Source organism: Microbacterium neimengense (genome assembly GCF_054782995.1).
Genome location: NZ_BAAGRK010000001.1, coordinates 241173 through 266457, shown reverse-complemented (window position 1 = coordinate 266457; position 25285 = coordinate 241173). Strand labels below are relative to the sequence as shown.

Annotated in this window: 28 protein-coding genes; 7 read left to right on the top strand and 21 right to left on the bottom strand. The window is 69.4% G+C overall.

Translation table 11 applies throughout. The features are described 5' to 3' along the window. Position 1: 1 nt before the first annotated feature. The 14 genes from ACYVJS_RS01230 to ACYVJS_RS01165 form a co-directional block, all read right to left on the bottom strand. Positions 2-448, bottom strand: coding sequence for a GNAT family acetyltransferase (locus tag ACYVJS_RS01230; RefSeq protein ID WP_460736989.1), 447 nt, complete (start codon positions 446-448; stop codon positions 2-4). After that, on the bottom strand, positions 445-1356 hold the full coding sequence (gene miaA / locus ACYVJS_RS01225) for a tRNA (adenosine(37)-N6)-dimethylallyltransferase MiaA (RefSeq protein WP_460736987.1): 912 nt from the start codon (positions 1354-1356) through the stop codon (positions 445-447). The genes ACYVJS_RS01230 and miaA overlap by 4 nt, the downstream gene beginning before the upstream one ends. Beyond that, entirely contained in the window at positions 1356-2900 is a 1545-nt protein-coding gene (gene miaB, locus ACYVJS_RS01220; protein ID WP_460736983.1) for a tRNA (N6-isopentenyl adenosine(37)-C2)-methylthiotransferase MiaB, read from the bottom strand. Before miaB ends, miaA begins: the two co-directional genes overlap by 1 nt. Positions 2901-2960: 60 nt before the next feature. Beyond that, positions 2961-3674 (bottom strand): regulatory protein RecX, encoded by a 714-nt coding sequence (locus tag ACYVJS_RS01215; protein ID WP_460736981.1) that lies wholly within the window; start codon positions 3672-3674, stop codon positions 2961-2963. After that, positions 3671-4717 carry a recombinase RecA gene (gene recA, locus ACYVJS_RS01210; protein ID WP_460736979.1) on the bottom strand — a complete coding sequence of 349 codons (1047 nt, stop codon included), beginning with the start codon at positions 4715-4717 and terminating at the stop codon, positions 3671-3673. Before recA ends, ACYVJS_RS01215 begins: the two co-directional genes overlap by 4 nt. A gap of 226 nt (positions 4718-4943) precedes the next feature. Then, positions 4944-5165, bottom strand: coding sequence for a DUF3046 domain-containing protein (locus ACYVJS_RS01205; protein WP_243227206.1), 222 nt, complete (start codon positions 5163-5165; stop codon positions 4944-4946). After that, a complete protein-coding gene (locus ACYVJS_RS01200; RefSeq protein WP_137416575.1) occupies positions 5166-5474 on the bottom strand; it encodes a helix-turn-helix domain-containing protein in 309 nt (102 codons plus the stop codon). A gap of 140 nt (positions 5475-5614) precedes the next feature. Beyond that, positions 5615-6157, bottom strand: a complete 543-nt coding sequence (locus ACYVJS_RS01195) for a CinA family protein (protein ID WP_460736977.1) — start codon at positions 6155-6157, stop codon at positions 5615-5617. Continuing rightward, entirely contained in the window at positions 6147-6731 is a 585-nt protein-coding gene (gene pgsA / locus ACYVJS_RS01190) for a CDP-diacylglycerol--glycerol-3-phosphate 3-phosphatidyltransferase (protein WP_460736975.1), read from the bottom strand. The genes ACYVJS_RS01195 and pgsA overlap by 11 nt, the downstream gene beginning before the upstream one ends. A gap of 27 nt (positions 6732-6758) precedes the next feature. Then, positions 6759-9452, bottom strand: a complete 2694-nt coding sequence (locus ACYVJS_RS01185) for an FtsK/SpoIIIE family DNA translocase (protein WP_460736973.1) — start codon at positions 9450-9452, stop codon at positions 6759-6761. A 56-nt stretch (positions 9453-9508) separates the two neighbouring features. Beyond that, positions 9509-10003, bottom strand: a complete 495-nt coding sequence (locus tag ACYVJS_RS01180; protein ID WP_460736971.1) for a GNAT family N-acetyltransferase — start codon at positions 10001-10003, stop codon at positions 9509-9511. A 24-nt stretch (positions 10004-10027) separates the two neighbouring features. Continuing rightward, a complete protein-coding gene (locus ACYVJS_RS01175) occupies positions 10028-11704 on the bottom strand; it encodes a ribonuclease J (RefSeq protein ID WP_243227201.1) in 1677 nt (558 codons plus the stop codon). 96 nt (positions 11705-11800) lie between these two features. Further along, the gene (gene dapA / locus ACYVJS_RS01170) at positions 11801-12778 is read right to left on the bottom strand and encodes a 4-hydroxy-tetrahydrodipicolinate synthase (RefSeq protein WP_460736969.1); all 978 of its coding nucleotides are present in this window, start codon (positions 12776-12778) and stop codon (positions 11801-11803) included. A 168-nt stretch (positions 12779-12946) separates the two neighbouring features. Beyond that, positions 12947-13783, bottom strand: a complete 837-nt coding sequence (locus ACYVJS_RS01165; protein ID WP_460736967.1) for an endonuclease domain-containing protein — start codon at positions 13781-13783, stop codon at positions 12947-12949. A 428-nt stretch (positions 13784-14211) separates the two neighbouring features. On the opposite strand from ACYVJS_RS01165, the gene ACYVJS_RS01160 reads away from it, so the two are divergent. Next, positions 14212-14751 (top strand): NUDIX domain-containing protein, encoded by a 540-nt coding sequence (locus ACYVJS_RS01160; protein ID WP_460736965.1) that lies wholly within the window; start codon positions 14212-14214, stop codon positions 14749-14751. Between the two features lies 1 nt (position 14752). On the opposite strand, the gene ACYVJS_RS01155 is transcribed toward ACYVJS_RS01160, so the two are convergent. Continuing rightward, on the bottom strand, positions 14753-15517 hold the full coding sequence (locus tag ACYVJS_RS01155) for an SDR family NAD(P)-dependent oxidoreductase (RefSeq protein ID WP_460736962.1): 765 nt from the start codon (positions 15515-15517) through the stop codon (positions 14753-14755). Between the two features lie 36 nt (positions 15518-15553). Here ACYVJS_RS01155 and ACYVJS_RS01150 point away from each other — a divergent pair, with 36 nt between their 5' ends. Beyond that, on the top strand, positions 15554-16045 hold the full coding sequence (locus ACYVJS_RS01150; protein WP_460736960.1) for a DUF6578 domain-containing protein: 492 nt from the start codon (positions 15554-15556) through the stop codon (positions 16043-16045). On the opposite strand, the gene thyX is transcribed toward ACYVJS_RS01150, so the two are convergent. Beyond that, positions 16046-16786: an FAD-dependent thymidylate synthase gene (gene thyX, locus ACYVJS_RS01145; RefSeq protein WP_460736958.1), complete on the bottom strand. Its 741-nt coding sequence runs from the start codon at positions 16784-16786 to the stop codon at positions 16046-16048. 93 nt (positions 16787-16879) lie between these two features. Between thyX and ACYVJS_RS01140 the strand changes: the two genes are divergently transcribed. The 4 genes from ACYVJS_RS01140 (at position 16880) to ACYVJS_RS01125 (ending at position 19294) form a co-directional block, all read left to right on the top strand. Beyond that, positions 16880-17317 carry a TlpA family protein disulfide reductase gene (locus tag ACYVJS_RS01140; protein ID WP_460736957.1) on the top strand — a complete coding sequence of 146 codons (438 nt, stop codon included), beginning with the start codon at positions 16880-16882 and terminating at the stop codon, positions 17315-17317. Next, complete coding sequence (locus tag ACYVJS_RS01135) at positions 17310-17879, top strand: DUF4395 domain-containing protein (protein WP_460736955.1); 570 nt, start codon at positions 17310-17312, stop codon at positions 17877-17879. The genes ACYVJS_RS01140 and ACYVJS_RS01135 overlap by 8 nt, the downstream gene beginning before the upstream one ends. Before the next feature lie 91 nt (positions 17880-17970). After that, positions 17971-18396, top strand: a complete 426-nt coding sequence (locus tag ACYVJS_RS01130; protein ID WP_460736953.1) for an OsmC family peroxiredoxin — start codon at positions 17971-17973, stop codon at positions 18394-18396. Then, the gene (locus ACYVJS_RS01125; protein ID WP_460736951.1) at positions 18389-19294 is read left to right on the top strand and encodes a TIGR01777 family oxidoreductase; all 906 of its coding nucleotides are present in this window, start codon (positions 18389-18391) and stop codon (positions 19292-19294) included. The genes ACYVJS_RS01130 and ACYVJS_RS01125 overlap by 8 nt, the downstream gene beginning before the upstream one ends. 3 nt (positions 19295-19297) lie before the next feature. Here the strand turns inward: ACYVJS_RS01125 and ACYVJS_RS01120 are convergent, their stop codons facing one another. Together ACYVJS_RS01120 and dapB are read right to left on the bottom strand one after the other, a co-directional pair. After that, positions 19298-19744 (bottom strand): hypothetical protein, encoded by a 447-nt coding sequence (locus tag ACYVJS_RS01120; RefSeq protein ID WP_460736949.1) that lies wholly within the window; start codon positions 19742-19744, stop codon positions 19298-19300. Then, on the bottom strand, positions 19741-20553 hold the full coding sequence (dapB, locus tag ACYVJS_RS01115) for a 4-hydroxy-tetrahydrodipicolinate reductase (RefSeq protein ID WP_460736947.1): 813 nt from the start codon (positions 20551-20553) through the stop codon (positions 19741-19743). Before dapB ends, ACYVJS_RS01120 begins: the two co-directional genes overlap by 4 nt. A gap of 37 nt (positions 20554-20590) precedes the next feature. On the opposite strand from dapB, the gene ACYVJS_RS01110 reads away from it, so the two are divergent. Next, positions 20591-21061: a GNAT family N-acetyltransferase gene (locus ACYVJS_RS01110; RefSeq protein ID WP_460736945.1), complete on the top strand. Its 471-nt coding sequence runs from the start codon at positions 20591-20593 to the stop codon at positions 21059-21061. A gap of 10 nt (positions 21062-21071) precedes the next feature. Here ACYVJS_RS01110 and ACYVJS_RS01105 read toward each other — a convergent pair whose 3' ends face one another. The 3 genes from ACYVJS_RS01105 to ACYVJS_RS01095 all read right to left on the bottom strand — a co-directional run bounded on the left by ACYVJS_RS01105 (position 21072) and on the right by ACYVJS_RS01095 (position 25257). Further along, positions 21072-21674, bottom strand: coding sequence for a histidine phosphatase family protein (locus ACYVJS_RS01105; protein ID WP_137416556.1), 603 nt, complete (start codon positions 21672-21674; stop codon positions 21072-21074). A gap of 59 nt (positions 21675-21733) precedes the next feature. Further along, complete coding sequence (locus ACYVJS_RS01100; protein ID WP_460736942.1) at positions 21734-22759, bottom strand: aldo/keto reductase; 1026 nt, start codon at positions 22757-22759, stop codon at positions 21734-21736. A gap of 218 nt (positions 22760-22977) precedes the next feature. Beyond that, positions 22978-25257, bottom strand: a complete 2280-nt coding sequence (locus tag ACYVJS_RS01095) for a polyribonucleotide nucleotidyltransferase (RefSeq protein ID WP_460736940.1) — start codon at positions 25255-25257, stop codon at positions 22978-22980. Positions 25258-25285 lie beyond the last annotated feature (28 nt).

Here is a 25285-nt window from a genome sequence, read left to right as displayed (position 1 = left end):
TCTACGGGCGGGGCAGGGCCGGTTCGTCGGCGATGAGGCGCTTCCCGGTGGCCCAGGTGTCGAAGTCCTCGTATCCCAGGGCCTCGTAGAACCCGCGCGCACGGGAGTTCTCCGGCCGTACCATGAGCTGGACCTTCGGGCACCCCATCGCCGAGAGGCGCTCCTCGGCCTCGCGCACGAGCCGGCGACCGACTCCGCTGTCTCGGTGGGCGGCATCGACCGCCAGGTAGTACAGCCAGCCACGGTGGCCGTCGTAGCCGGCCATGACCGAGCCGCAGACGCGTTCCTCGATCGTCGCGACGAGGAACAGCTCGGGTTGCACGGCGAGCTTGCGCTCGATGTCGCGGTACGGGTCGTTCCACGGCCGGGTCAGCCCCGCCTCGCGCCACAGCGCGACGACCGGCTCGGTATCGGAGGCGGCGAAGGGCCGGATGCGGAGCGTGGTCACCCCTCGACGATATCCGCCGCCGCCGTGGCGGCGGTGACCCGACGAGCCGCCGTGTAGCGGCGGAACCAGGAGACCTGGCGACGGGCGTACCGACGGGTGAGCGCCTGGGTCTGCGCGATCGCCTCGTCGCGACTCAGGCGGCCGTCGAGCTCGCCGATGGCCTGTGCGTATCCGATGGCCCGGCGCGCCGTGACGCCCGCGTCGAGCCCCCGTTCGCGCAGGCCGACGACCTCGTCGAGCAGGCCGTCGCGCCACATCCGCTCGACGCGCGCGTCCAGACGCGGCACGAGGACGTCGCGCTCTTCGTGGGCGACCAACAGATGCGTCCGCGGGTGCCAGAGACGCGGGTCTTCGGGCAGCGCGGCGCCGTGCGTCGTGGCGCCCTGCGCCAGGATCTCGAGCGCCCGTACGATGCGTCGACCGTTGTGCGGATCGACGCGTTCCGCGGTGACCGGGTCCATGCCGCGAAGGCGCTCGTACAGCACTCCGGGGCCGAGCTCTTCCAACTCCGCTTCCAGCGCCGCACGCAGCGTCTGGTCGCGCGGAGGAAAGCGGAAGTCGTACGCGACCGCCGAGACGTACAGCCCCGAACCTCCGACGAGGATCGCGTCAGCCCCGCGGGCGTTGATCGCCTCGATCACCTGCCGGGCGCGCGACTGATAGTCCGCCACGGCGGCTTCCGCCGTCACCTCGAGCACATCGAAGAGGTGGTGCGGGATGCCGCGCCGCTCTGCGATAGGCAGCTTCGCCGTTCCGATGTCCATGCCGCGATACAGCTGCATGGCGTCCGCGTTGACGATCTCGGCCGCCCGACCCCTGGCGCGGAGCTCCTCGGCCAGTGTGAGCGAGATCCCGGTCTTTCCCGTGCCGGTGGCCCCGGCCACGATCCACAACCGGGGCGCGGGCATCACTGCTCCCGACGAAGCGAGGGAAGACCCAGGGAGACCGCCTTCGGGCCGGAGCCCGCGGGCGCGGGCACGCCGCAGGAATCGGCCTCGGCCCGATCCCACGCGTCGCCCGAACGCGTGCGCCGAATCGCGAGCGGGGCGCCGTCCGGCGCATCGGCCAGGAGATGGAAGGGCGCCGCGTGCGTCACCACGACCGAGACGACGTCACCGGGGCGCGGCACCGGCGAGCCTTCGGGGACCTCGAAATGCACGAGCCGGTTGTCTTCGGCACGCCCGGTGAGCCGTCGCGTGGCCGCATCCTTCTTGCCCTCGCCGGCGGATACGAGCACCTCGAGCCGGCGACCAACCTGCTTCTGGTTCTCTTCGAGGCTGATGCGCTCCTGGAGGGCGACGAGGCGCTCGTAGCGCTCCTGCACGATCTCCTTGGGAACCTGCTCCTCCATCGTCGCGGCCGGGGTGCCCTCGCGGATCGAGTACTGGAAGGTGAAGGCGCTCGCGAACCGCGCCTGTTCGACGACCCGCAGCGTCTCCTGGAAGTCCTCCTCGGTCTCGCCCGGGAAGCCGACGATGATGTCGGTCGAGATCGCAGCGTGCGGGATGCGAGCGCGCACTCGATCGAGGATGCCGAGGAAGCGCTCCGAACGGTACGAGCGGCGCATGGCCTTGAGGATGCGGTCGCTGCCGGACTGCAGCGGCATGTGCAGCTGCGGCATCACAGCGGGCGTCTCGGCCATCGCATCGATGACGTCGTCGGTGAAGGCGGCGGGATGAGGGCTCGTGAAGCGGATCCGCTCCAGACCCTCGATCTCGCCGGCGGCACGCAGGAGCTTGCCGAATGCCTGACGATCACCGAACTCCACCCCGTAGGAGTTCACGTTCTGGCCGAGCAACGTGACCTCGATCGCGCCGTCCTCGACGAGCAGACGGATCTCGCTGAGGATGTCGCCTGGGCGGCGGTCCTTCTCCTTGCCGCGCAGGCTCGGAACGATGCAGAACGTGCAGGTGTTGTTGCAGCCCACCGAGATGGAGACCCACCCGCTGTACACGCTGTCGCGCTTGGTCGGCAACGTCGACGGGAAGACATCGAGGGACTCGAGGATCTCGAGCTCGGCCTCTTCGTTGTGTCGCGCGCGCTCGAGGAGCTTCGGCAGCGAGCCCATGTTGTGGGTGCCGAAGACGACGTCGACCCACGGCGCCTTGTCGACGACCGTCTGCTTGTCCATCTGCGCCAGGCAACCGCCCACGGCGATCTGCATGCCGGCATGGGCGTTCTTGCGTGACTTCAGATGCCCGAGGGTGCCGTAGAGCTTTCCGGCGGCGTTATCGCGCACCGCGCACGTGTTGATCACGACGACGTCGGCTTCCGCACCGGGCTCGACGGGGACGTATCCCGCCGACTCCAGCGACCCCGAAAGGCGCTCGGAGTCGTGCACGTTCATCTGGCAGCCGAAAGTGCGCACCTCGTAGGTCCGCGCGCGGCCGTCCGCGTCGTGCGCGGCGGGCGAGGCGGCGATGAGGGTCGGAGCGCTCGAGGGGATCGTCATGATGGGAGCCATTCTACGTTCGCGCGATCGACCGGCATCGCAGCCGTAAGCGGCCTCCGCTCAGTCGAAGCGGGGACCGCCGACGGCAGGACGCCGAGCCTCAGCGAGAGCCTGCCGGGCCGCGGTCATCGCGACCGACGACGGATAGCCGCGGCGAGCGAGCTGACCGACGAGTCGGCGCAGCGCGGCGTCGTCGTCGCGACCGCCGATCGACGTGGCCTTGCGACGCGCGAACTCGAGGGCACGCTCGGCATCATCGTCGCCGACCGCGTCCAGCGCGGCATCGGCCACATCGCGCGGCACGCCGCGGCGCGCCATCGCCTGCGCGATCGCCACGCGCCCTTCGCCCTTCCGGGACACGCCGACGTGCACCAGCTGTTCCGCCAACGCGGCATCGTCGAGGTAGGACAGGCGGAGGAAGTCAGCCACGATCTCCTCGACGGCGTCGCGCGACAGATCGCGCTGAGCCAAGAAGGTGCGCGCTTCACGTTCGGAGAGCGAGCGCGACCGGAGCTTCCTCAGCAACGCGTCGGATGCCGCCTGCACCGCCTCGCCGCCATCGGCGTCGGGATCCGAGGGCGACTCCTCGTCGTCGTCCCGTGCGTCGAAGGCGGACATGCTCTCGTCGGCATCCGGTTCGGGAGTGAAGAACGGCCGCCGCACCCGGGGCGTCGACTCCTCGCGAGAACTCGCGGAGCCAGCCGAACGCTGCCCGAAGAGCGGGATCACCGGGGCGAGGGCGTCCGTCTCGCCCCGGTCGTCCTCGTGGGTCATGCCGGGCGTCGCTGAGCCAGCTCGTCTTCCACCGGCGCCTCGATGACGGGGCCGATGCCGAGCTTGGTCTTGATCTTCTGCTCGATCTCCGCGGCGACGTCGGCGTTGTTGCGCAGGAAGTTGCGGGCGTTCTCCTTACCCTGCCCCAGCTGCTCGCCGTCGTAGGTGAACCAGGAACCCGACTTCTTGACGATGCCCTGTTCGACACCGAAGTCGATGAGGCTTCCCTCGCGGGAAATGCCGGTGCCGAAGAGGATGTCGAACTCTGCCTGCTTGAAGGGCGGCGCCATCTTGTTCTTGACGACCTTGACGCGAGTGCGGTTACCGACCGCCTCCGTGCCGTCCTTCAGCGTCTCGATGCGACGGATGTCGAGGCGGACCGAGGCGTAGAACTTGAGCGCTTTTCCACCCGCGGTCGTCTCCGGCGAGCCGAAGAAGACACCGATCTTCTCGCGGAGCTGGTTGATGAAGATGGCGGTGGTCTTCGTCTGGTTCAGACCACCCGTCAGCTTGCGCAGCGCCTGCGACATGAGGCGCGCCTGGAGGCCGACGTGGCTGTCGCCCATCTCGCCCTCGATCTCCGCCTTGGGCACGAGGGCCGCGACCGAGTCGATGACGACGAGGTCGATGGCGCCGGAGCGCACCAGCATGTCGGCGATCTCGAGGGCCTGCTCACCGGTGTCGGGCTGCGACACCAGGAGCTGGTCGATGTCGACACCGAGCTTCTTGGCGTAGTCGGGGTCGAGCGCGTGTTCGGCGTCGATGAAGGCGGCGATTCCGCCCGCACGCTGCGCGTTGGCGATCGCATGCAGGGTCAGCGTGGTCTTACCGGAGGACTCCGGACCGTAGATCTCGATGATGCGTCCGCGCGGAAGACCGCCGACGCCGAGGGCGACATCCAGAGCGATGGAACCGGTCGGGATGATCTCGACCGGGGCGCGGTCTTCGCTGCCCAGTCGCATGACCGAGCCCTTTCCGAACTGCCGGTCGATCAGGGCGAGAGCCGATTCGAGGGCTTTCTCGCGGTCTGCGGGTGAGGGCATGAGGGTTCCTTCTGCTCGATGTCGGTCGCCTGTAGGCTGCCGCTCCACCCGGCACAGGGTCCGGCTTCGGCGGCAAGGCGTACGTGTCGTTGCGACATCTCCCACGGTAGGCAGGGCCTCCGACATCGCGTCGGAATGCTCCGCATCCGTGGACAGACATCCCTCGGACGCCGTCTGTGCAGAACACTACGCGCGAATCGAACAGATCTTCGACGACACGCCGACGTCACCGACGCGGTTCGAGCCGCCCGACTCCGTATCGCCGCGTCGGCGGGACATCCATCTCTGCGCACAGCGCGAGCCAGACGTCTCGCGTCGGCTCCCCCGCTGCCAACGCCTGAGCGGCCGTGCGGTCGCCGGCCCCGGCGAGCACCAGATCATCGACCAGATACGCCCCTCGCGAGCCGAACTCGTCTCGGACGGCGCGATCGAACTCGCTGCGGCGCATTCAGCGCAGCGAGAGTTCGGGAGAGGCCATCGCGACCAGCTCGTCCGGCACGACGTCCGGGAAGGAGTTGATGCCCTCCAGAACGGACAGCCGATCGGAGACCTCGCGCATGATCGTGGAGATGGGAACATCCAGCGCCTCGGCGACAGCGCCGAGGATCTCGCTCGAGGCTTCCTTCTGTCCGCGCTCGACCTCGCTCAGGTATCCGAGGGCCACACTCGCGCGGCTGGCGACCTGACGAAGGGTACGACCCTTCTGCTGACGGAGCTCACGAAGGACTTCGCCGATCTCATGACGTACCAGGATCATTTCGAGCCCTCCTTTTACCGAATCCGTCGTGCACCGGGTGCATAACGCTACAACAGTGCGTGCGGCCAATCTAATCCCGCGCCGCTGGGTGACGGATGAGAATCGCACAACGTAACCCAGTGGTAACCCGATCTGTTCCCTCAGAGCGCCTCGAGCACCATCCGGAGAGCGCGACGGGCGGTGCGCTGGCGGATCTGTTCCCGGTCACCGTCGAGCTGCAGCAGTTCCACCCGGGTGCCCAGCGGGGTGGAGACGGCGACGAACACGGTTCCGACCGGCTGCCCGTCCGACGAGGTGGGTCCCGCGATCCCCGTGGTCGCGACACCGACGTCCGCCGCGGCACCGCCGACCGCGACCGCCTCGCGCACCCCCTCCGCCATCTGTCGCGCAACCTTGGCCTGGACCGGACCGCCCAGCTCGAGCACGAGCGCATCGACGCCGAGCAGGCTCTGCTTCAGCTCGGTGGCGTATGCGACGATCCCGCCGCGCACGACCTTCGATGCGCCGGCGACCGCGACCAGCTGGCTGCACACCTCGCCGCCGGTCAGCGACTCGGCGATGCCTATGGTCCAGCCCAGCTCACCGAGACGCTGGACGATGTGCTCGGCGTCCGTACGTCGGCCGCCGACGATCGAGGTCTGCTCGTCCAGCACGCTGTCGTCCATGAATCGCTCATCCGACATGGGCGCCTCCCGAACGGCGCGCGCGGCGCCCTCTCACCTCGCTGACGACGTAGTCGATTCCGCTCGCGAGCGTGAGGATGACGGCGATCCACATGGTGATGGTATTCACGACATGGATCCACTCCCCCACGAGGGGAGCGAGCGGAGCGAGCGCCAGCGAGAGCGCCACGGCCTGAGCCACCGTCTTGAGCTTTCCCATCCAGGCCGCGGCGAGGACGTGGTCGCTGACGACCGCGAACCGGTACACGGTGATGCCGACCTCGCGCACCAGCACAACGATGGTGACCCACCAGGGCAGCTCACCGAGAATCGACAGGCCCACGAAGGCGCACCCCGTGAGTGCCTTGTCCGCGATCGGATCCAGAAGCTTGCCGAGGTCGGTGACGATCTCGTAGCGCCGGGCGAGGTAGCCGTCGATGCCGTCCGTGGCGATCGCCACGACGAACAGCACGGTCGCCGCCCATCGCAGCGCACCGCCCTCGCCCGCGTCGGCCAGCAGAAGCCAGAGGAAGACCGGCGCGCACAGGATGCGCACGATCGTGATCGCGTTGGGAAGCTGTCGGGGTACCGCCACGATGCGAGCCTAGCGAGCGGGGAGCGTTCAGTCGCGCCCGGTGAGGCTCCAGGCGTCTTCAGAGCCCTCATCACCGTCGACCACTTCGAGTCCGTCGAACTGCGAGTCGACGGCATCCGGTCCATACCGATCGTCGACGGCCCCTCCGGCGGGCGGGTCGTCGCCGCGGAGACGAGCGAGGACCCCGGGCAGCTGCTCGGGCGTCACCAGCACGTCTCGCGCCTTGGAACCCTCGGACGGACCCACGATCTCGCGCGACTCCATGAGATCCATGAGGCGTCCCGCCTTGGCGAAGCCGACGCGCAGCTTGCGCTGCAGCATCGAGGTCGACCCGAACTGCGTGCCGACGACGAGTTCCGCCGCCGCGAGCAACAGCTCGAGGTCGTCACCGATATCGGCGTCGATCTCTTTCTTCTCGGTGACGGCCGCCACATCCGCCCGGTACTCGGGGCGGGCCTGGCCGGTGACGTGCTGCACCACCTTCTCGATCTCGGGCTCGCTGACCCAGGCCCCCTGCACGCGGATGGCCTTGGACGCACCCATGGGCAGGAAGAGGCCGTCTCCCTGACCGATGAGCCGGTCGGCGCCGGGCTGGTCGAGGATGACGCGAGAGTCGGTGACGCTCGTGACGGCGAAAGCGAGACGCGAGGGCACATTGGCCTTGATGAGGCCCGTCACGACATCGACGCTCGGGCGCTGGGTCGCCAGCACCAGGTGGATGCCGCTCGCACGCGCCAGCTGCGTGATGCGCACGATGGAGTCCTCGACATCGCGCGGGGCGACCATCATGAGGTCGGCGAGCTCGTCGACGACGACGAGGAGATACGGGTACGGCTTCAGCACGCGCTCGCTGCCGGGGGGCAACTGAATCTGCCCGGTGACGACCGCCTTGTTGAAGTCGTCGATGTGGCGGAACCCGAACGACGCGAGGTCGTCGTAGCGCATGTCCATTTCCTTCACGACCCACTGCAGCGCCTCGGCCGCCTTCTTGGGGTTCGTGATGATCGGCGTGATGAGGTGCGGGACTCCGGCATAGGAGGTGAGCTCCACGCGCTTCGGGTCGATGAGCACCATCCGCACCTCGGACGGCTTCGAGCGCATGAGCAGGCTCGTGATCATCGAGTTGACGAAACTCGACTTTCCGGAGCCGGTGGAGCCGGCGACCAGGAGGTGGGGCATCTTCGCGAGGTTGGCGACGACGAATCCGCCGCCGACGTCCTTGCCGACACCGATCGTCATCGGATGCGTGGACTGCAGTGCGTTCTGCGAGCGCAGCACGTCGCCCAGCGTCACGATCTCACGGTCCGTGTTGGGGATCTCGACACCGATGGCGCTCTTGCCCGGGATCGGCGCGAGGATGCGCACCTCGTTGGAGGCGACGGCGTACGCGATGTTGTTGGTGAGCGCGGTGATGCGCTCGACCTTGACTCCCGGGCCGACCTCCACCTCGTACTGCGTGACCGTCGGCCCGCGCGAGAAGCCCGTGACCTTCGCATCGACCTTGAACTGCTCGAACACGCCCATGATGGCGCGCACGACCGCGTCATTGGCCTCGGAGCGCGTCTTCGGTGCCGATCCGGCCGCGAGGGACGCGACCGAGGGCAGAGAGTAGGAGGCCGCAGGAGGAACGCGGTCGCCGCTGCCGCCGAAGCCCTCGATGCCGTCGAGGGTGGGCTGCGGACCGGAATCCCCGTCGTCCTGGAGACCTGCAGCGGCGCGACTGTCCGCGACCGCACGTTCCGCCGCGGCGATCACCGTGGGATCGATGACCTCGGTCAGAGCGTCCGGCGCGCCAGGCAGAGGCGGCGCGGGGCGCGCGGGCTCGAGTGCGTTGTCGAACCCGCCGGGCGGAGGCGTGTCGGTGAACAGCAGCTGGGTGAGATCCTGCGAGCCCGTGTCGCCGTCCGGGTCCTGCTCGCGTCCGGTCTTGTTGCGACGCCACCAGGGCATGGCTTCCGTCGCGTCGTCGTCGCCGGAGCCCGCCGCATCCTTCGCGCGATCGGGCTTCTCGACCTGCTCGTGCCGCTCGGCGCCGAACATCCAGGCATAGAGATCGCCGAGGCGGCGACCGATGCGGTTCGGGGGCGTGCGAGTGAGGATGAGCACGCTGAGCACGGCCAGGAGGGTCAGCACGATGCCTGCTCCGACCGGCGTCAGCAGGAGCGCGAGGGGCTCCCCCGCCATCCAGCCGAAGAGCCCGCCCGCAGTGCTGAGCGCGGGCAGGCCGGACGACGGCTGCGGGCGACCGCCCAGCACATGACAGAACCCCGCGATGGTCAGGATGAACAACGCGAACCCGATACCGATGCGGCCGTTGTCGTGCACGGATGCGGGATGGCGGAACAGCCAGCCCGCCAGCAGAACGAGGAAGACCGGAAGGATGAAGGAGACCCGCCCGACGAGCCCTCCGATGGAGTACGCGCTGATGGCCGCCGACACCTCGGTGCCGATGAAGAACCACTCGATCACGGCGCCGGCGACGGCGAGCAGGACGAGCAGGAACGGGAACCCATCGCGACGCTGATCCTTTTCGAGCGTCTCGGGTCCGAACGTGCGGAACAGCCCACCCGTGAGGTGCGCGAGCCCCATCCAGGCGCGGACGGCGACCGAGGGCCGCTCATCCTCACCCACGTAGCGCTTGGGAGCGGGGTCGGGTTTGCGCGCGCGCGACGAACCGCCCTTCGCGGGGGCGCGACGCGTCGAGGCGGTACTGCGGGCCATGCTCCCACGGTAGATCCGACCCGCGACAGCGGCCGGTAGCCACGCGGCGAAGCTCCTCAGCGCAGACGACGCACCATGGTGTCGCGTCCCTGGGCGGGCGAGGTGACGGCGAAGCCCTCGGAGCGGTAGAGGGTCGCGGCGAAGTTGTCGCGCTCGACGCTGAGGCTGAGGCGCGCGTAGCCCTCGGCGCGCGCCGCCGCCACCAACTGCTGCAACAGGGCGCGCCCGACGCCGTGGGCGCGCCAGAGAGGGCGTACGCCGATCACGAGTTCGGGCACGCCGGTGCCGACGTACCCGAACCCCGGCTCGGTGCGCGGCAGCATCCGGTACCAGGCGGCGCCGATCGCGTCGCCCTCCGGGCTCACGGCGATGAAGCCCGTGTCGCCCGGGCGCTTCCACCCCGAGATGTACCGGGCGTGCTCCGGTGCTGCGAGGACCTCGTGCCGTGGGCGCGCGGCGCCGGGCCGCCAGTTCGCGGCCTCGACCACCATGTCCGCGAGGAAGACGCCGTCCGCCTGTTCGGCGGCGCGGATCCGGAAGCTCGCGGGCATGCCCGGATCATAGCGATGAAGCGCTCAGGCTTCGATCACCAGCGGCACGATCATCGGGCGCCGACGCAGACGCTGGTTGACCCAGCGACCGATCGTGCGGCGGACGACCTGCGACAGCGCGTGCGTGTCCCGCACGCCCGATCCCGCCGCCTCCGCGAGCGCCGCAGCGATCTTCGGTTTGACGTCCTCGAACACCGAGTCGTCCTCGGCGAAGCCGCGCGCGTGGATCTCCGGCCCGGTGATGATGCGGCCCGTCGAGGCGTCGACCACGACGATGACGGAGATGAAGCCCTCTTCGCCGAGGATGCGGCGGTCCTTGAGGTCCGCATCCGTGATCTCGCCCACGGTCGAGCCGTCGACGTAGACGAAACCGATGTCGCGCTGGCCCACGACACGGGCCTCGCCGTCCTTGAGGTCGATGACGGTGCCGTTCTCGGCGAGAATCGTGCGTTCGGCGGGGATACCGGTGTCCTGTGCGAGCTTCGCGTTGGCCATCAGGTGCCGGTACTCGCCGTGCACGGGCAGCACATTGCGCGGCTGAAGGATGTTGTAGCAGTACAGCAGCTCGCCCGCGGCGGCGTGACCGGAGACGTGCACCTTCGCGTTGCCCTTGTGCACGACGTTGGCGCCGAGCTTGGTCAGCCCGTCGATCACGCGGTAGATCGCGTTCTCGTTGCCGGGGATCTGGCTGGAGGCGAGGATCACCGTGTCGCCGGGGCCGGGCTCGATCTCGTGATCGAGGTTGGCCATCCGTGAGAGCACCGCCATGGGCTCGCCCTGCGAACCGGTCGACATGTAGACGATCCGATCGTCGGGCAGATCCCGTGCCTTCTTGTAGTCGATGAGGACGCCGTCCGGCACCTTGAGGTAGCCGAGGTCCTGGGCGATCGTCATGTTGCGCACCATGCTGCGGCCGAGGAAGGCGACCCGGCGCCCGTGGGCGGCCGCGGCGTCGATGACCTGCTGCACGCGGTGCACGTGGCTCGAGAAGCTCGCCACGATCACGCGGCGGGGCGCCCGGCCGATGACCTGGTCGAGCACGGGGCCGATGGAGCGCTCCAGCGGGGTGAACCCGGGAACGTCGGCGTTGGTGGAGTCGACGAGAAAGAGGTCGATCCCCTCCTCGCCCAGCCGAGCGAAGGCGCGGAGGTCGGTGAGGCGGCCGTCGAGCGGCAGCTGGTCCATCTTGAAGTCACCCGTGGCCAGCGCCATTCCGGCGGGCGTGCGGATGGCGACGGCCAGGGCGTCGGGGATGGAGTGGTTCACCGCGACGAACTCGAGATCGAAGGGCCCGACCTGCTCGCGCTGGCCCTCCGCGACCGTGAGCGTATAGGACTTGACCCGGTGCTCCTTGAGCTTGGCCTCTACGAGGGCGAGAGTCAGTCCCGATCCGATGAGGGGGATGTCGTTCTTGAGCTTCAGCAGGTACGGCACGGCGCCGATGTGGTCCTCGTGGCCGTGCGTGAGCACGATGCCGACGATGTCGTCGAGCCGGTCGCGCAGCGGCGCGAAGTCGGGGAGGATCAGGTCCACGCCCGGCTGGTGCTCCTCGGGGAAGAGCACGCCGCAGTCGACGACGAGGATCTTCCCGTCGTACTCGAAGATCGTCATGTTGCGACCGACCTCGCCGAGCCCGCCCAGGGGCGTGACACGCAGCGTCCCCTGATCGAGTGCGGGCGGATCGTAGACAGTGTTGGCCATAGGTACCTCTCCGGATGCGGCCTGCGCCGCATCCGTGTTTCCTGCCCGCTGATGTGACGGAGCGGGCGATGGGGCTCGCCTCGTGGCGAGCGGTTGTCAGCGTGTGGTTCCGTGCACCTTGGGCAGGGCGCCGCCGGCGGCGGCGTTGCGGTCGGGACGGAAGTTGGAGAAATCGGCACCGGGAACGTCGCGCACCAGGGCGAGCTCGTCCTCGATGATGGCGGCCTCCCACTCCTCCGGCCCCACGAGGGGCAGGCGGACGCGGGGGCTGGAGATGCGGCCGAGGCCGTGGAGGATGTACTTGGCGCTCACGGTGCCCGGCACATGCGTCATGACGGCCCGAACGAGCGGCTCGAGACGCTTGTGCTCGGCGGTCGCTGTGGCGAGGTCGCCGCGGTTCACGGCGTCCACGATCGTGCGATACGGCGCGGCGGCGATGTTCGCCGTGACACCGATGAGCCCCGAGGCTCCGATCGCGAGGTGCGGCAGCACGTTCGCGTCGTCGCCCGAGAAGTACATCAGGTCGGTCTGGTTGAGCACCCGGCTCACCTCGCTGAAGTCGCCCTTCGCATCCTTGATCGCCAGGATGTTGGGGTGCTTGGCGAGACGCAGGATCGTCTCGTACTTGATCGGCACCCCGGTGCGGCCGGGGATGTCGTAGAGGATGACGGGCAGATCCGTCGCATCTGCGACGAGGCGGAAGTGCGTGAGGATGCCGGCCTGGGTGGGCTTGTTGTAGTACGGCGTCACGATCATGATGCCGTCGGCGCCGGCCTTCTCGCTCGCCCGGTACAACTCGATCGCGTGAGCGGTCTCGTTCGAGCCGCCGCCGGTGATGATCTTCGCCCGACCCGACGCGACGGCCTTGCCGACCTCGACGAGGCGGAGCTTCTCGGGGTCCGTGAGCGTCGAGGTCTCCCCCGTCGTACCGGTGACCACGATGCCGTCGGCACCGGCGGTGATGACGTCGTCGATGTGCTTCTCGACGGCGGGCCAGTCGACCTCGCCGTCGGCGGTCATGGGAGTGACCAGCGCGACGAGCACCTGTCCGAAGGGGTTGCCCGTGTGCGTCATGTTCCCAGGTTATCGGTTCCCGCCGCCGCGCCCCCACCGCGTTCGTCGCCGACCCGCCTTCTGCGCGCGGCGCGCGGATGCTGCGACGTCTGCACGACCGGTGGTGCTGGTGTGACCTGGTGGCGCCTGTGGGGCGCCGGGAAACCTGCCGGTCGTGCAGACGTCGCGTCACCGTGTCGCGGCGCTCCGCATCCGTGCCAGGGTCGCACTGATCGCGCGCTGCACCCGCGGCCAGTCGTGCACGACCAGCGCATAGTCGAAGCGCAGCGTTTCGTACCCCTGCGCCGCTGCCTCGGCATCGCGCACCAGGTCCTTGTGGCGCATGCTGACCCCGTCGTGATTGAGTCGGCCGTCGACTTCGATGATGAGTCGCCCGTCGACCAGGAAATCGACCACGCCGATGCCGCGGATGAGAACCTGGCAGTCCAAGGTGATGCCGAGCAGCCGCAGACGCAACCTGAGCAGGGACTCGAGACCACTGTCGGCGTCGGGGCGCGCGAGGTCGACGAGCCAGCGGAACCTTGCGGGGAGACTCCTTCGCACCTGTTCCCGATCGGCCCGGTCGATCAGCCCCAGGCGCCACGCCGATTCGAACGCCGTGAAGAAGCTCTCTGCGCCGAGGCAGGCTGCCAACTGGACGAGCGCCTGCACGATTGAGACGACGCCGAACGCGGAGGCACCCGCATCCCGATGCACGATGCATGCGCACGACAGGTGAGGGTGCGACCGACCGTCGGGTCCAAGCCAGACGTGCAGGGTCGGGATCTCCTCCAGCACCCAGACGCCATGGACGCGAAGCGCCGCAGCGCAGGCGAGCTCACCGCCGTGGGCCGCGGCGTCCCGGACATCGGGATGCGCACCGAGCGCGTACACGCCTTTCCGCACGCGCTCGATGGCTCCGCGATCGGCGGCGCGGGCGAGGGCGCTGCGAGATGCGCCGAGCTGAGAGGCCCGGGCGATTCCCCCGAGAGTGCGCAGCCTGTCGGCGATCGTCGCGGCATCCATCCGCCCACCCTCACCGCGGTACGTGGCGCGGGTCGGGTCCCTTCCCCCGAAGCGGGATGACTCACGGGCCGCGCGCGCGTGGGGAGGTGCGGTCGCGCCCGAACTCGCCTCGGCGGGCGCCTGCGACATCTGCACGGCCGGTAGTGCTGAAGGCAACCGGTGGGGCTTCTGGGGCACTCACCGGGCGATCCGCCGTGCACACGTCGCCGCACAGCAGCCGGCACGCCGTGGACCGCGGAGCGCCCGGGGATGACACCGCGCAGCCGGCTTGTCACGCACCCCTCCCCGATGCTGCGACATCTGCACGATCCGTGGTGCTGGTGTCAGGCCATGGGGCGCACGGGGCGGCCGCCGGCCGATCCGCCGTGCAGACGTCGCGGCTCCCGCGGCGACACGGGTGAGGGCGGATGCGGCCGTAAGGTGGCGGCATGGTCTGGTACACGTCCGCAAGCCGCGTCGTCTACGAGAACCGCTGGATCCGGGTGAGGGAGGACGACGTCACGGGTCCCGACGGCGAGGGGATCTACGGCGTCGTCGAGATGCAGCATCCTTCGGTGTTCGTGGTGGCGCTCGACGAGAAGGACGCCATCTGTCTCGTGTCCATCCAGCGCTACACCACCGGACGCTCGTGGGAGCTGCCCTCGGGAGGCAGCGACGGCGAGGATCCGCTCCTGGCCGCCCAGCGCGAACTCGCCGAGGAGACGGGCCTGGTGGCGGCGGAGTGGGAGCACCTCGGCACCATGAACGCGCTGAACGGGATCGCCGTCGCACCCGAGCACGTGTTCCTCGCGCGCGGCCTCTCACCCGCCCCCGACAGCGCGCTCGCCCAGACGGAAGAAGGCATCGACGAGGTCGTCCGGGTGCCGTTCGCCGAGGCACTCGCGATGATCGCGGACGGCCGCATCAGCGATGGCGAGACCGTCGCTGCGCTCGCGTACGCCGGTATCAGGCTCGGGCGTTTCGCCTGAGTCAGCGGCCGCGCCGACCGAGTTTCGACGCGAGCCGGTCGGGGGCGATGCTCGCCAGTGCGGCGAGCGCGCGGTAGCGAAGAGTGGGCACCGACACGGCCCTGCCGCGCGCCGCATCGCGCAGCGACGGGGTGACGACATCTGCGGGGTTCAGCCACATCCAGCCGGCGATGCCCTCCTGACCGGGCGCGAGACCGAGCCGCTCGTGGAAGTTCGTGTGCGTGTAGCCGGGGCACACCGCCGTCACCGTCACACCGCGCTGCGCGTACGTCGCGTCGGCCCAGCGGCTGAACGACACGAGCCACAGCTTCGATGCTCCGTACGTGGAGCGCGGGATGAACGCGGCGATGGAGGCGACGTTCAGGATGCGGCCGCTGCCGCGCGCGAGCATCGGCCCGAGAGCCGCGTGCATGAGCCGCATCGGCACCTCGACGTGCACGGCGAGATGACGCACCTCGTCCTCGATGTCGTTGCGTTCGAAGTCGAGGGGAAGACCGAACCCCGCGTTGTTGACGAGGATCTCGATCGGCCGATCCGGATCCGTCAGCCTATCGACGACCGACTGCCGCTCCCCCGCATCCAGCAGGTCCGCGACGAGCACTTCCGCCGCGACACCGGATGCGGCGCGCACCTCGCGGGCGACCGACTCCAGCGCCTGGGCGTCGCGCCCCACCAGCACGAGGTCGGCGCCGCGCGCGGCGAGCTGCCGCGCGTACTCCGCGCCGAGTCCTGAGCTGGCACCGGTGATGAGAGCCGTCTTCGCCATGGGCCGAGCCTACGCGCCGGCGCCTATCGTGAATCCATGGTGGACGTGCTGCTCTGGGAATGGGAATGGGCGTGCTGCGGCGAGCCGTTCGCGGTGGGCGACCGCGTCGAGTTCGGCGTTGTCGCCGCCGACGACGCGATACGCGCGCTGTGCGCACCTGCGGCGGACCCCGAGTTGGTCGAGACTCACCACGAAAGGGAACCCGAGCTCCACATCTCGGGCATCGTTCGGTCGGTGTCGGGACTCACCGTGGCTCATCGGATGATGCGCGTTCCACGGCAGCCACCGGCGCCGGAGATCACGCGCTTCTCGTCGCCGGGCGCGGAATGGGCGATCGAGGTGCGGCCGACTCCGTATGTGCTGACCTCGGAGCAGCTCATCGGAACCGCGCAGTCGGAGCCTGTCGAAGGCGTCAGCCGCGCCGTCGAGGACGACGACGCCGAGCCTGCGCCCCGTGGGGAGGATCCCGCCGACGGCGACATCCGCCGCCACCTCGTCGGCTACCTCGTCACGATCGACGAGGACTGATCACGGCGCGACACGCCCGTTCGCGTTGAAGGCGGCGTGGGTGAGCGGCATGAGCTCGGTCCAGAACGCTTCCATCTTCTCCGCGCACATCTCGATCTCGCGTTGCGGGAAGGACGGGAAGTGAGTGCCCTCCACCTTGGTGCGCAACGACAGGAAGTTCATGAGCGCGCGGGCGTTCATGGTGACGTACATCGAGGAGTAGATGTTCAGCGGCAGCACGATCCGGGCAACTTCGCGGGCCACCCCGGCATCCAGCATCCGCTGGTACGCCTCAAAGGCCTGGATGCTGGCGGCACGGGTGGCCTCGTCGACCAGCTCGAACTGCTCCTCGGTGCCGGCGAGGAACTCGTACGCGCCGGGCTTGCCCACCTGGATGAGGTTGCGCTCGCGGGCCGGCACATAGAACACCGGACGCAGCTCGCGGTAACGGCCAGACTCCTCGTTGTAGGAGGCCATCCGGTGGCGCATGAACTCGCGGAAGACGAAGATGGGCGCCTGCACGTAGAACGTCATGGAATTGTGCTCGAAGGGCGAGCCGTGACGGTCGCGCATGAGGTAGTTGATGAGTCCGCGATCGCGCGCGGTCGCCTGGTCACCGGACGCGGCGGATTCGAGCGTCTGCTCCCCCTGCGTCGACACGCGTGCGGCGAAGAGCACGTCGGAGTCGGAGGCACTGGAGCGGACGAGCTCGACCGTCACGTCGCTGCGGAACTGGATCTCGGCACTGGACGCGTCACTCACCCCCTCAGCGTATCCCGGCGCTGTGTTACGTACGTGCGTCATCTTCGGCGGATTCGATGCCCTCGCATGCACGCAGGTCTAGCCTGGGATGTCGTGGACCCCCTCATCGCCGTCGCCGTGCTGGCCGCGCTCCTCGCAGCGACGGTCGGCCTCGGTCTCGCCCTGCGCTGGCGTCAGAACCGGCCGCGGCGGGTGGATCCCGACGAGGTGGTGGATCCGGCGCGTCTCGGTGCTCCCGCCCTCGGCGAGGTGGCGACCCTGCTGCAGTTCAGCACCGAGTTCTGCGCGCGCTGCCCCGGCGTGCACCGCACGCTCTCCGAGATCGCCGCCGATCGCGAGGGCGTCGTGCACCTCGACGTCGATCTCACCAACCGCACCGACATCGCCCAGCACTTCCGCGTCCTGCAGACGCCCACGACGCTGATCCTCGACCACCGCGGCACCGTGCGCACCCGGTTCGGCGGAACACCCCGCCGCGACGTGGTGGAACTGGAACTCGCCCGCGTGACCGAGGAGTCGACCCGTGTCTGATCGCTCACCCGCCCGCATCGATGTCCGGGGACCCCGCTTCGCCGCCTCCATCACCGCCGTGCTCCTGCTGATCGCGGTGCTCCTGGGCCTCACCGGGCGTGGCGTCGATCCGACCGCGCAGGCGATCGGATGGTTCGCCTACCAGCCACTGGCCGCCCAGGAGGCTTTCGTGCCGGGGCCGTGGGCGGTCCTTGCGTATCGGGCGGCCGATCCGGGCTTCATCCTGCTGGCCGTAATCGCGGCGCTCTTCCTGTGGGGCGTGCTGTCGCCGCGTACCGCACCGTGGGGCGTGCTGTACCGCAGACTCGTGCAGCCGCGTCTGCAGCCGGCGACCGAGTTCGAGGATCCGAGGCCGCCGCGCTTCGCTCAAGGCGTGGGCCTGTTCGTCACTGTCGTCGGCCTGCTGCTGTACCTCGCCGGCGTGCCGTGGGCGCTGCCGATCGCTGCGGCGGCCGCGTTCGTCGCCGCCTTCCTGAACGCCGTGTTCGGTTTGTGCCTCGGGTGCCAGCTGTACCTGCTGCTCGCCCGCGCGGGCATCATCCGCACCACTCGTCCGGTCTGAGCCCGCACGGCTGTCAAGGCCGAAGCGCACACAAAGACCAGGTGGATACGCTGAGGCCCGAGGGCCGAAACGCGGCCGGAGGGAGATGACCATGAGTGTCACCAGCGAAGCCAGCACCAGCTGGAAGGGAAGCCTCGCGGAGGGATCGGGCGAGGTCGCCCTCGAGTCCTCGAACCAGGGCCCTCTGGCCGTCAACTGGAAGGCGCGCAGCGAGGGCTCGACCTCCGTGACGACGCCGGAGGAACTGCTGGCCGCGGCGCACTCGTCGTGCTTCAGCATGGCGCTCTCCCACGCGCTGACCGAGAACGGTACGCCTCCCGAGAGCATCGAGACGACTGCATCCGTCACGTTCGTCCCGGGCACCGGGATCAGCGGCAGCCACCTCAACGTCAACGCGAGCGTGCCTGGCCTGTCGGCAGAGGATTTCGCCCGCATCGCCGGCGAGGCGAAGACGGGCTGCCCGGTGTCGCAGGCCCTCGCTGGCATCGAGATCACGCTCGAGGCGACGCTTGCCTGAGCCTCGCCACGTCGTCGTCGGCGGCGCGTCCGGCCTCATCGGCAGGGCCCTGGTGGCGTCGCTGCGCTCCGACGGCGTGCGGGTGACGACACTTGTTCGCCGCCCGACGCAGAGCCCGGACGAGGTTTCCTGGCTACAGGATTCAGAACCCCTGGATCCGGCCGCGCTCGAGGGTGCGGATGCGGTGGTGTCGCTCAGCGGCGCGAGCGTGGGCCGGTTCCCGTGGACCCGCTCCTACAAGAGCACGTTGCTGTGGTCGCGCCTCACTCCGACCCGCACGCTTGCTCGGGCGCTGCGGGCGCTGGGCTCGGACGCACCCGCCTTCGTCTCGGCCTCCGCGGTCGGCTTCTACGGGTCGGCCCCCGGGGTGCCGCAGGACGAGAGTTCGGGCCCCGGCGACGGCTTCCTCTCGCGACTCACGGTCGAATGGGAGCACGCCGCCCGAGAGGCCGGCGGCGACGCTCGCGTGACGCTGTTGCGCACGGCGCCCGTCGTGCACCAGCAGGGCGTGCTCAAGCCGTTGCTGCTGCTCACCAAGTTGGGTCTCGCGGGACCGATCGGGCGCGGCACGCAGTTCTGGCCGTGGATCTCTCTGGCCGATGAGGTGGGAGCGATCCGCCACGTCCTGGCCGAGCAGATCACGGGTCCGGTGAATCTGACGGGCCCGACGCACGCCACCGCGAACGACCTCGGCTTCGCCCTGGCCCGCCGCATGAACCGCCCCTACGTCCTCCGTGCGCCCGTCTGGGCCGTGCGTGCGGCGCTCGGAGCCGACGCCACCGAGGCGCTGCTCACCAACGACGTGCTCCTCTCGCCGACAGTGCTCACCTCGACCGGCTACCGCTTCACTCATCCCACGGTGGAGGATGCGGTCGCCGCGGCGGTTCCCACCCGCTGACGCTCAACCGCGGTCGCGCCGCTCCAGCCGGATGGCGGTGCGCACCGCGGCGCGAGCGCGCCGCCGGTCGCCCGATCCGTCGTAGGCGAGTCCGAGCCGGTACCAGGCGCGCCAGTCGTCCGGCGCCTCCTCCACGTCCTGGCGGTAGGCGGGGAACACCGCATCCGCTTCGTCGCGCAACACGCGCCCGCTCGGCCGGGTCTCCAATGCCTCCGTGGGCAGTGCGTCTTCGGCCTCCAGCCGGCGCCCGAGCGCCTGCGCCCGTACGCCGAACCACAGTTCCCTTCCCACGGCCCACACGGCGATGACCGGCAGGACCAGCAGGGCGATGCCCGCGGCGACACCCAGCGGCATCCCACTGGTCAGGAGCAGCCAGGCGCGCTGGCCGACGAACACGGCATAGAGCGCGAACGCCGCCACCATGACGGCGACGCCGATACGCGCACTCATGGAGTCGTCGCGGCGATCTGGCCGGATGCGGCGCCGTCGGTCACCCCTGCGCCCGTACTGCGCGTGCCGGGCAGGCGGATTCCGATGTCGAGGAAGCTGTCGAGTCCCACGTGCACGCCGCGGGCGTCGCGGGCGGCGGCGAGGGCGATGCGGATGCCGGGGACGTACGCCAGCGCCGGCTCGATCGTGTCGTGGACGATCGAGAGAGACTCACCTGCCCCTGAGAGGATGACTTCCTGACGCGCGACGACGCCGGGGCGACGCAGCGAGTGGATCGGGACGCTGGCAACCTGCTGTCCGCGCGCCCGCTGGTCGACGTGCGGTGCCTGCACCGGGCCTGTGCTCTGGCGGGCGGCGGCGATCATCTCGGCCGTGCGCACCGCGGTGCCGCTGGGCGAGTCGATCTTCGTCTCGCGGTGGGCTTCGACGATCTCGATGGAATCGAAGAACGGGGCCGCGGCGGCGGACAGGGCCGAGCCCATCACGGAGCCCAGCGAGAAGTTCGGGATGAACACGACGCCGACGTCCGCCGCATCTGCCAGGGGACGCACGAGCGCGATGCGCTCCGCCGACCACCCGCTCGTGCCCACGAGGACGTTCTTGCCGCGCTCGACCGCCGCGCGCACGACGTCGATGGAGATGGCCGGGACCGACGCGTCGATGACCAGGTCTGCATCGTCGATGGCCTGGATGTCATCGCGCGATGAGAGGGCAGCAACGAGCTCGAAGCCCTCTTCGCCCTCGACCACGCCGCGGATGATGCTTCCCAGCTTGCCGGTTGCTCCCACGATGGCCACACGCGTCGTCATGTCTCCACCCTAGGCGCACCCCGGCTACGCTCGCGGTATGCCCACCCTGCGCGCCCTTCCCGCAGACGACCCCGTCAGTCACGAGCTGCTCACCCTGTACTTCGCCCGTCGCGCCGAGGGCTTCCCCGGCGGCGGATACCGCACGGTCTTCCCCGACCCTGCGGCCTTCGTCGAGCCGAGCGGCGTGTTCCTCGTTCTCTTCGACGACGCCGGCGAAGCGATCGGATGCGGCGGCATCCGTCGCATCGCCGACGGACCCATGGGCGTGCGATACGAACTCAAGCATCTCTTCGTCCGGCCCGAGGCGCGCGGCAGCGGCGGCGGTCGGCTGCTCGTCACCGAGCTCGAGGAGCGCGCCCGGGCCTTCGGGGCAGCGGAACTCGTGCTCGACACGCACCACTCTCTCGAGGCTGCGGGCTCGCTCTATGCGCGCAGCGGCTTCACCGCCATCGAGCCGTACAACGACAACCAGAACGCCACGCGCTGGTACGGCAAGGTGCTCACCTGAACTCAGAGCGTCAAACGGGCGGGACCTCGGGAAGGCCCGTGCGCAGTTCGAACGGCAGGTGGGCCAGGTCGTTGTGGGAGACGAGCGTCCAGGGACGCCCGTGGCGCTGCGCGATGACCGTGAGTCCCGCGTTGGCCTGATTGAGCGTCATCCAGCGCCAGTCGGGCGCGCCCAGCACCTCGCGTACGAACCAGCCGATCACCGCGTTGTGCGTGATGATCAGCTCGTGCACGTCGCCCTGCTTGCGCACGAGGAAGGCGGCGAGGGCGTCGGCCATCTGCGCGCGCCCCGCGTCCACCGCAGCCTCGGTGATGCCGCCGAAGAAGGGCTCGAAGACCGCGGGAGTCTCCTCCGTCATCCCTGTCGGAACGCAGTCGAACAGCAACGAGGAGGCCTCGGGCGTGATCGACGGCATGCGCTCGGCCACCGCGCGGGCCGTCTCGGCGGCGCGCACGAGCGGCGAGTGCCAGACGGCATCGAACGGCACGCCCGAGAGCCGGTCGGCCAACAGCTCTGCCTGGCGGCGGCCACGCGGCGACAACGGTCCGTCGTCGATGCCGTGCTCCGCATCCTGATGCTCGCCGTGGCGGACAAGGTAGATGTAGTGAGTCACGCCTGTCGCTCCGTCGAGTAGGTCGAACGCCTCGTCGGCGTCTCTTCCACCCTAACCCGCTACTCCGACGCGCGCGCGATCTCCGACAGCTGGCTGCGGGTGAGACGGAGTCCCACTCCCTGCAGCACCTCCTCGACGTGAGCGGGCGCGTACGCGTTCGCGATCGGTGCGGCGACGATCCGCTGGGCGAGCAGCCACGCCACCGCGACCGCCGACACCGGCACACCGAACTCCGCCGCCACCATGTCCAGGGCCTTCAGCGTGCGACTGCCGCGCTTGGTGAGGCTGCCGGCCAACTGGGCTGCTCGGACCGAGGTGACGGCCTTGTCGCGCGTACGCCGGGCGCCGGCGAGGAACCCGTGCTCCAGCGGATGCGAGGGCGTCACCGCGACCCCCTGCGCGCCGGCGACGAGTCGAAGGTCGCCGTCGAAGTCCTTGCGGCGCAGCACGTTGTAGGGCACGTCGAGCACCGTGAACCGCGGGAGTCCCGCCGAGGAGAGGATGCGGGCCTCCACGAGTTGCTCGGCGCGGAGGCCGTAGGCGCCGATGGCCCGCACTTTGCCGGCCTCGATCAGCCACTCCAGCGTGGCGAGCGTGTTCTCGAGCGATCCCACTCCGGCGGTGCCGTCGATGTAGAGCACGTCGATGCGGTCGGTGCCGAGACGGACGAGCGAGGCCTCGACCGAGCGGATGAGGTTGACGGGGCCGAGGCCCGGGTGATCGGGATGGGCCCCGACACGGGTCATGAGCACGAGGTCGTCGCGCACGGGGCGCTTGCGCAGCCACTCCCCGATGATGTGCTCGCTGCGCCCGCCCGCGAAGCTGTCGGCGGTGTGCACGGCGTTGCCGCCGCGTTCGACGTACGCGTCGAGGATCGTGTGACTGGTGTCGATGTCGACGTTCCAGCCGAACTCCGCCCCGCCCAGGATGAGCGGGAAGATGCGTTGTCCGCTCTCACCGAGATCGATGCGGATGCCTGCGCCGACGCCGGGGCCCTGCACGGGAATGGGGGCGGAGGGATGCATCTCGGCCACATCCGTGGGCGCAATCGGGTGCGTCGCCGTGCCGATTCCGAAGATTCTCACGCGCACCCCTTCCGCACACTCGTGTCGCGGAACGCGGAAACCGTGGATCTCCCGCGCAGCTCGACGCGTACTTAGACAGTAAGTGAGCGCGCGGTCACCGGATTCCGCCACGGCGACAGATCGATAAACATTGCATAACTCTTTTGTCACGGCTTCTCCGCGAACGGCAGAGGCCCCCGCCGCGATAACGCGACGGGGGCCTCTGCGGCGTTGGGGGATCAGCCCTCTGCGGGAGCCTCCGGACCGGGGTTGGCCGCGTCGCGACCCTCCTGATCGGCAGCCTCTTCGAGCACGGGCTCGAGCGACAGCTTGCCGCGGTCGTCGATCTTCGTGATCTTGACCAGCAGCTTCTGACCCACGCCCAGCACATCCTCGACGTTCTCGACGCGCTTGCCGCCGGCGAGCTTGCGGACCTCGCTGACGTGCAGCAGGCCGTCCTTGCCGGGCAGGAGCGAGATGAAGGCGCCGAAGGTGGCGATCTTCACGACGGTGCCGAGGAACTGCTCGCCGACCTCGGGGTTGGTCGGGTTGGCGATCGCGTTCACCTGGGCGCGGGCGGCCTCGGCCGAGGGGCCGTCGGTCGCGCCGATGTAGACGGTGCCGTCCTCCTCGATGGAGATCTGCGCACCGGTCTCGTCCTGGATCGCGTTGATCGTCTTGCCCTTCGGGCCGATCAGCTCACCGATCTTGTCGACGGGGATCTGCACGCTGATGACGCGCGGCGCGGTGGGCGCCATCTCGTCGGGAGCATCGATCGCCGCGTTCAGCACGTTGAGGATCGTCAGACGCGCGTCCTTCGCCTGGGTGAGAGCTGCGGCGAGCACCGACGACGGGATGCCGTCGAGCTTCGTGTCGAGCTGGATCGCCGTGACGAACTCGCTGGTACCGGCGACCTTGAAGTCCATGTCGCCCAGCGCGTCCTCGGCGCCGAGGATGTCGGTCAGCGCGGCGTAGCGCGTCTGGCCGTCGACCTCGTCGGACACGAGACCCATCGCGATTCCCGCGACAGGGGCGCGCAGCGGCACACCGGCGTTGAGCAGCGACAGCGTCGAGGCGCACACCGAGCCCATGGACGTCGAGCCGTTGGATCCGAGGGCCTCGGAGACCTGACGGATCGCGTAGGGGAACTCCTCGCGGCTGGGCAGCACCGGAACGAGGGCGCGCTCGGCCAGGAAGCCGTGACCGATCTCGCGACGCTTCGGGCTGCCCACACGGCCGGTCTCACCGGTCGAGTAGGGCGGGAAGTTGTAGTGGTGCATGTAGCGCTTGCTCGTCGTGGGGCTCAGCGAGTCGATCTGCTGCTCCATCTTGAGCATGTTCAGCGTGGTGACGCCCAGGATCTGGGTCTCACCGCGCTGGAAGATCGCCGAACCGTGCACGCGCGGGATGACCTGCACCTCGGCGTCGAGCGCACGGATGTCGGCCAGACCGCGCCCGTCGATACGCACACCCTCTGCGAGGATGCGGCCGCGCACGATCTTCTTCGTGACCGACTTGTACGCGGCGGAGAACTCGAGGGTCGCGACAGCGGGCAGCTGCTCCGCCTCGACGGCGGCGACGAGCTCGGCCTTGACGGCATCCTTCACCGCGTCGTCCGCGTTCTGACGCTCCTGCTTGTCGGCGATCTGGTAGATCGGGACGAGCTTGTCGTAGGCCCGCTCAGCGACGAAGTCGTACGTCTCCTGGCTGTAGGGCGGGAAGACCGGGTAGGGCTGGATCTCCTTCGCGGCGGTGTTCGCCACGACGTTCTGCGCCGCGACGAGCTCCTTGATGAAGGGCTTGGCGGCCTCCAGACCCTGCGCGACGATCTCCTCGCTGGGCTTGGTGGCGCCGGCCTTGATGAGGTTCCAGCTGTGCTCGGTGGCCTCCGCCTCGACCATCATGATCGCGACTTCGCCGTCCTCGAGGACGCGTCCGGCCACGATGAGGTCGAAGACAGCCTCCTGCAGCTGCTCGGCCTTCGGGAACGCGATCCACTGGTCGGCGTGCTCGCCGTGACCCGGGATCAGCGCGAGGCGCACACCGGCGATGGGACCCGAGAACGGCAGACCCGAGATCTGCGTCGACAGGGATGCGGCGTTGATGGCCAGCGCGTCGTAGAACTCGCCCGGAGCGATGCTCAGGACGGTGACGACGATCTGCACCTCGTTGCGGAGGCCATCGACGAACGACGGGCGCAGCGGACGGTCGATCAGACGGCACACCAGGATCGCCTCGGTCGAGGGGCGGCCCTCACGACGGAAGAACGAACCGGGGATCTTGCCGGCGGCGTACGAGCGCTCCTCGACGTCGACGGTCAGCGGGAAGAAGTCGAAGCCCTCACGAGGGTGCTTCCCGGCGCTCGTCGCCGAGAGGAGCATCGTCTCCTCGTCGAGGTAGGCGGCAACGGCACCCTGTGCCTGCTGCGCCAGTCGCCCGGTCTCGAACCGGACAGTGCGGGTGCCGAATCGGCCGTTGTCGAGAACGGCTTCGGCGGCGGTGATTTCCGGACCTTCCAAGAGGTCCCTCCTTCTTTGTTTAGGCTCG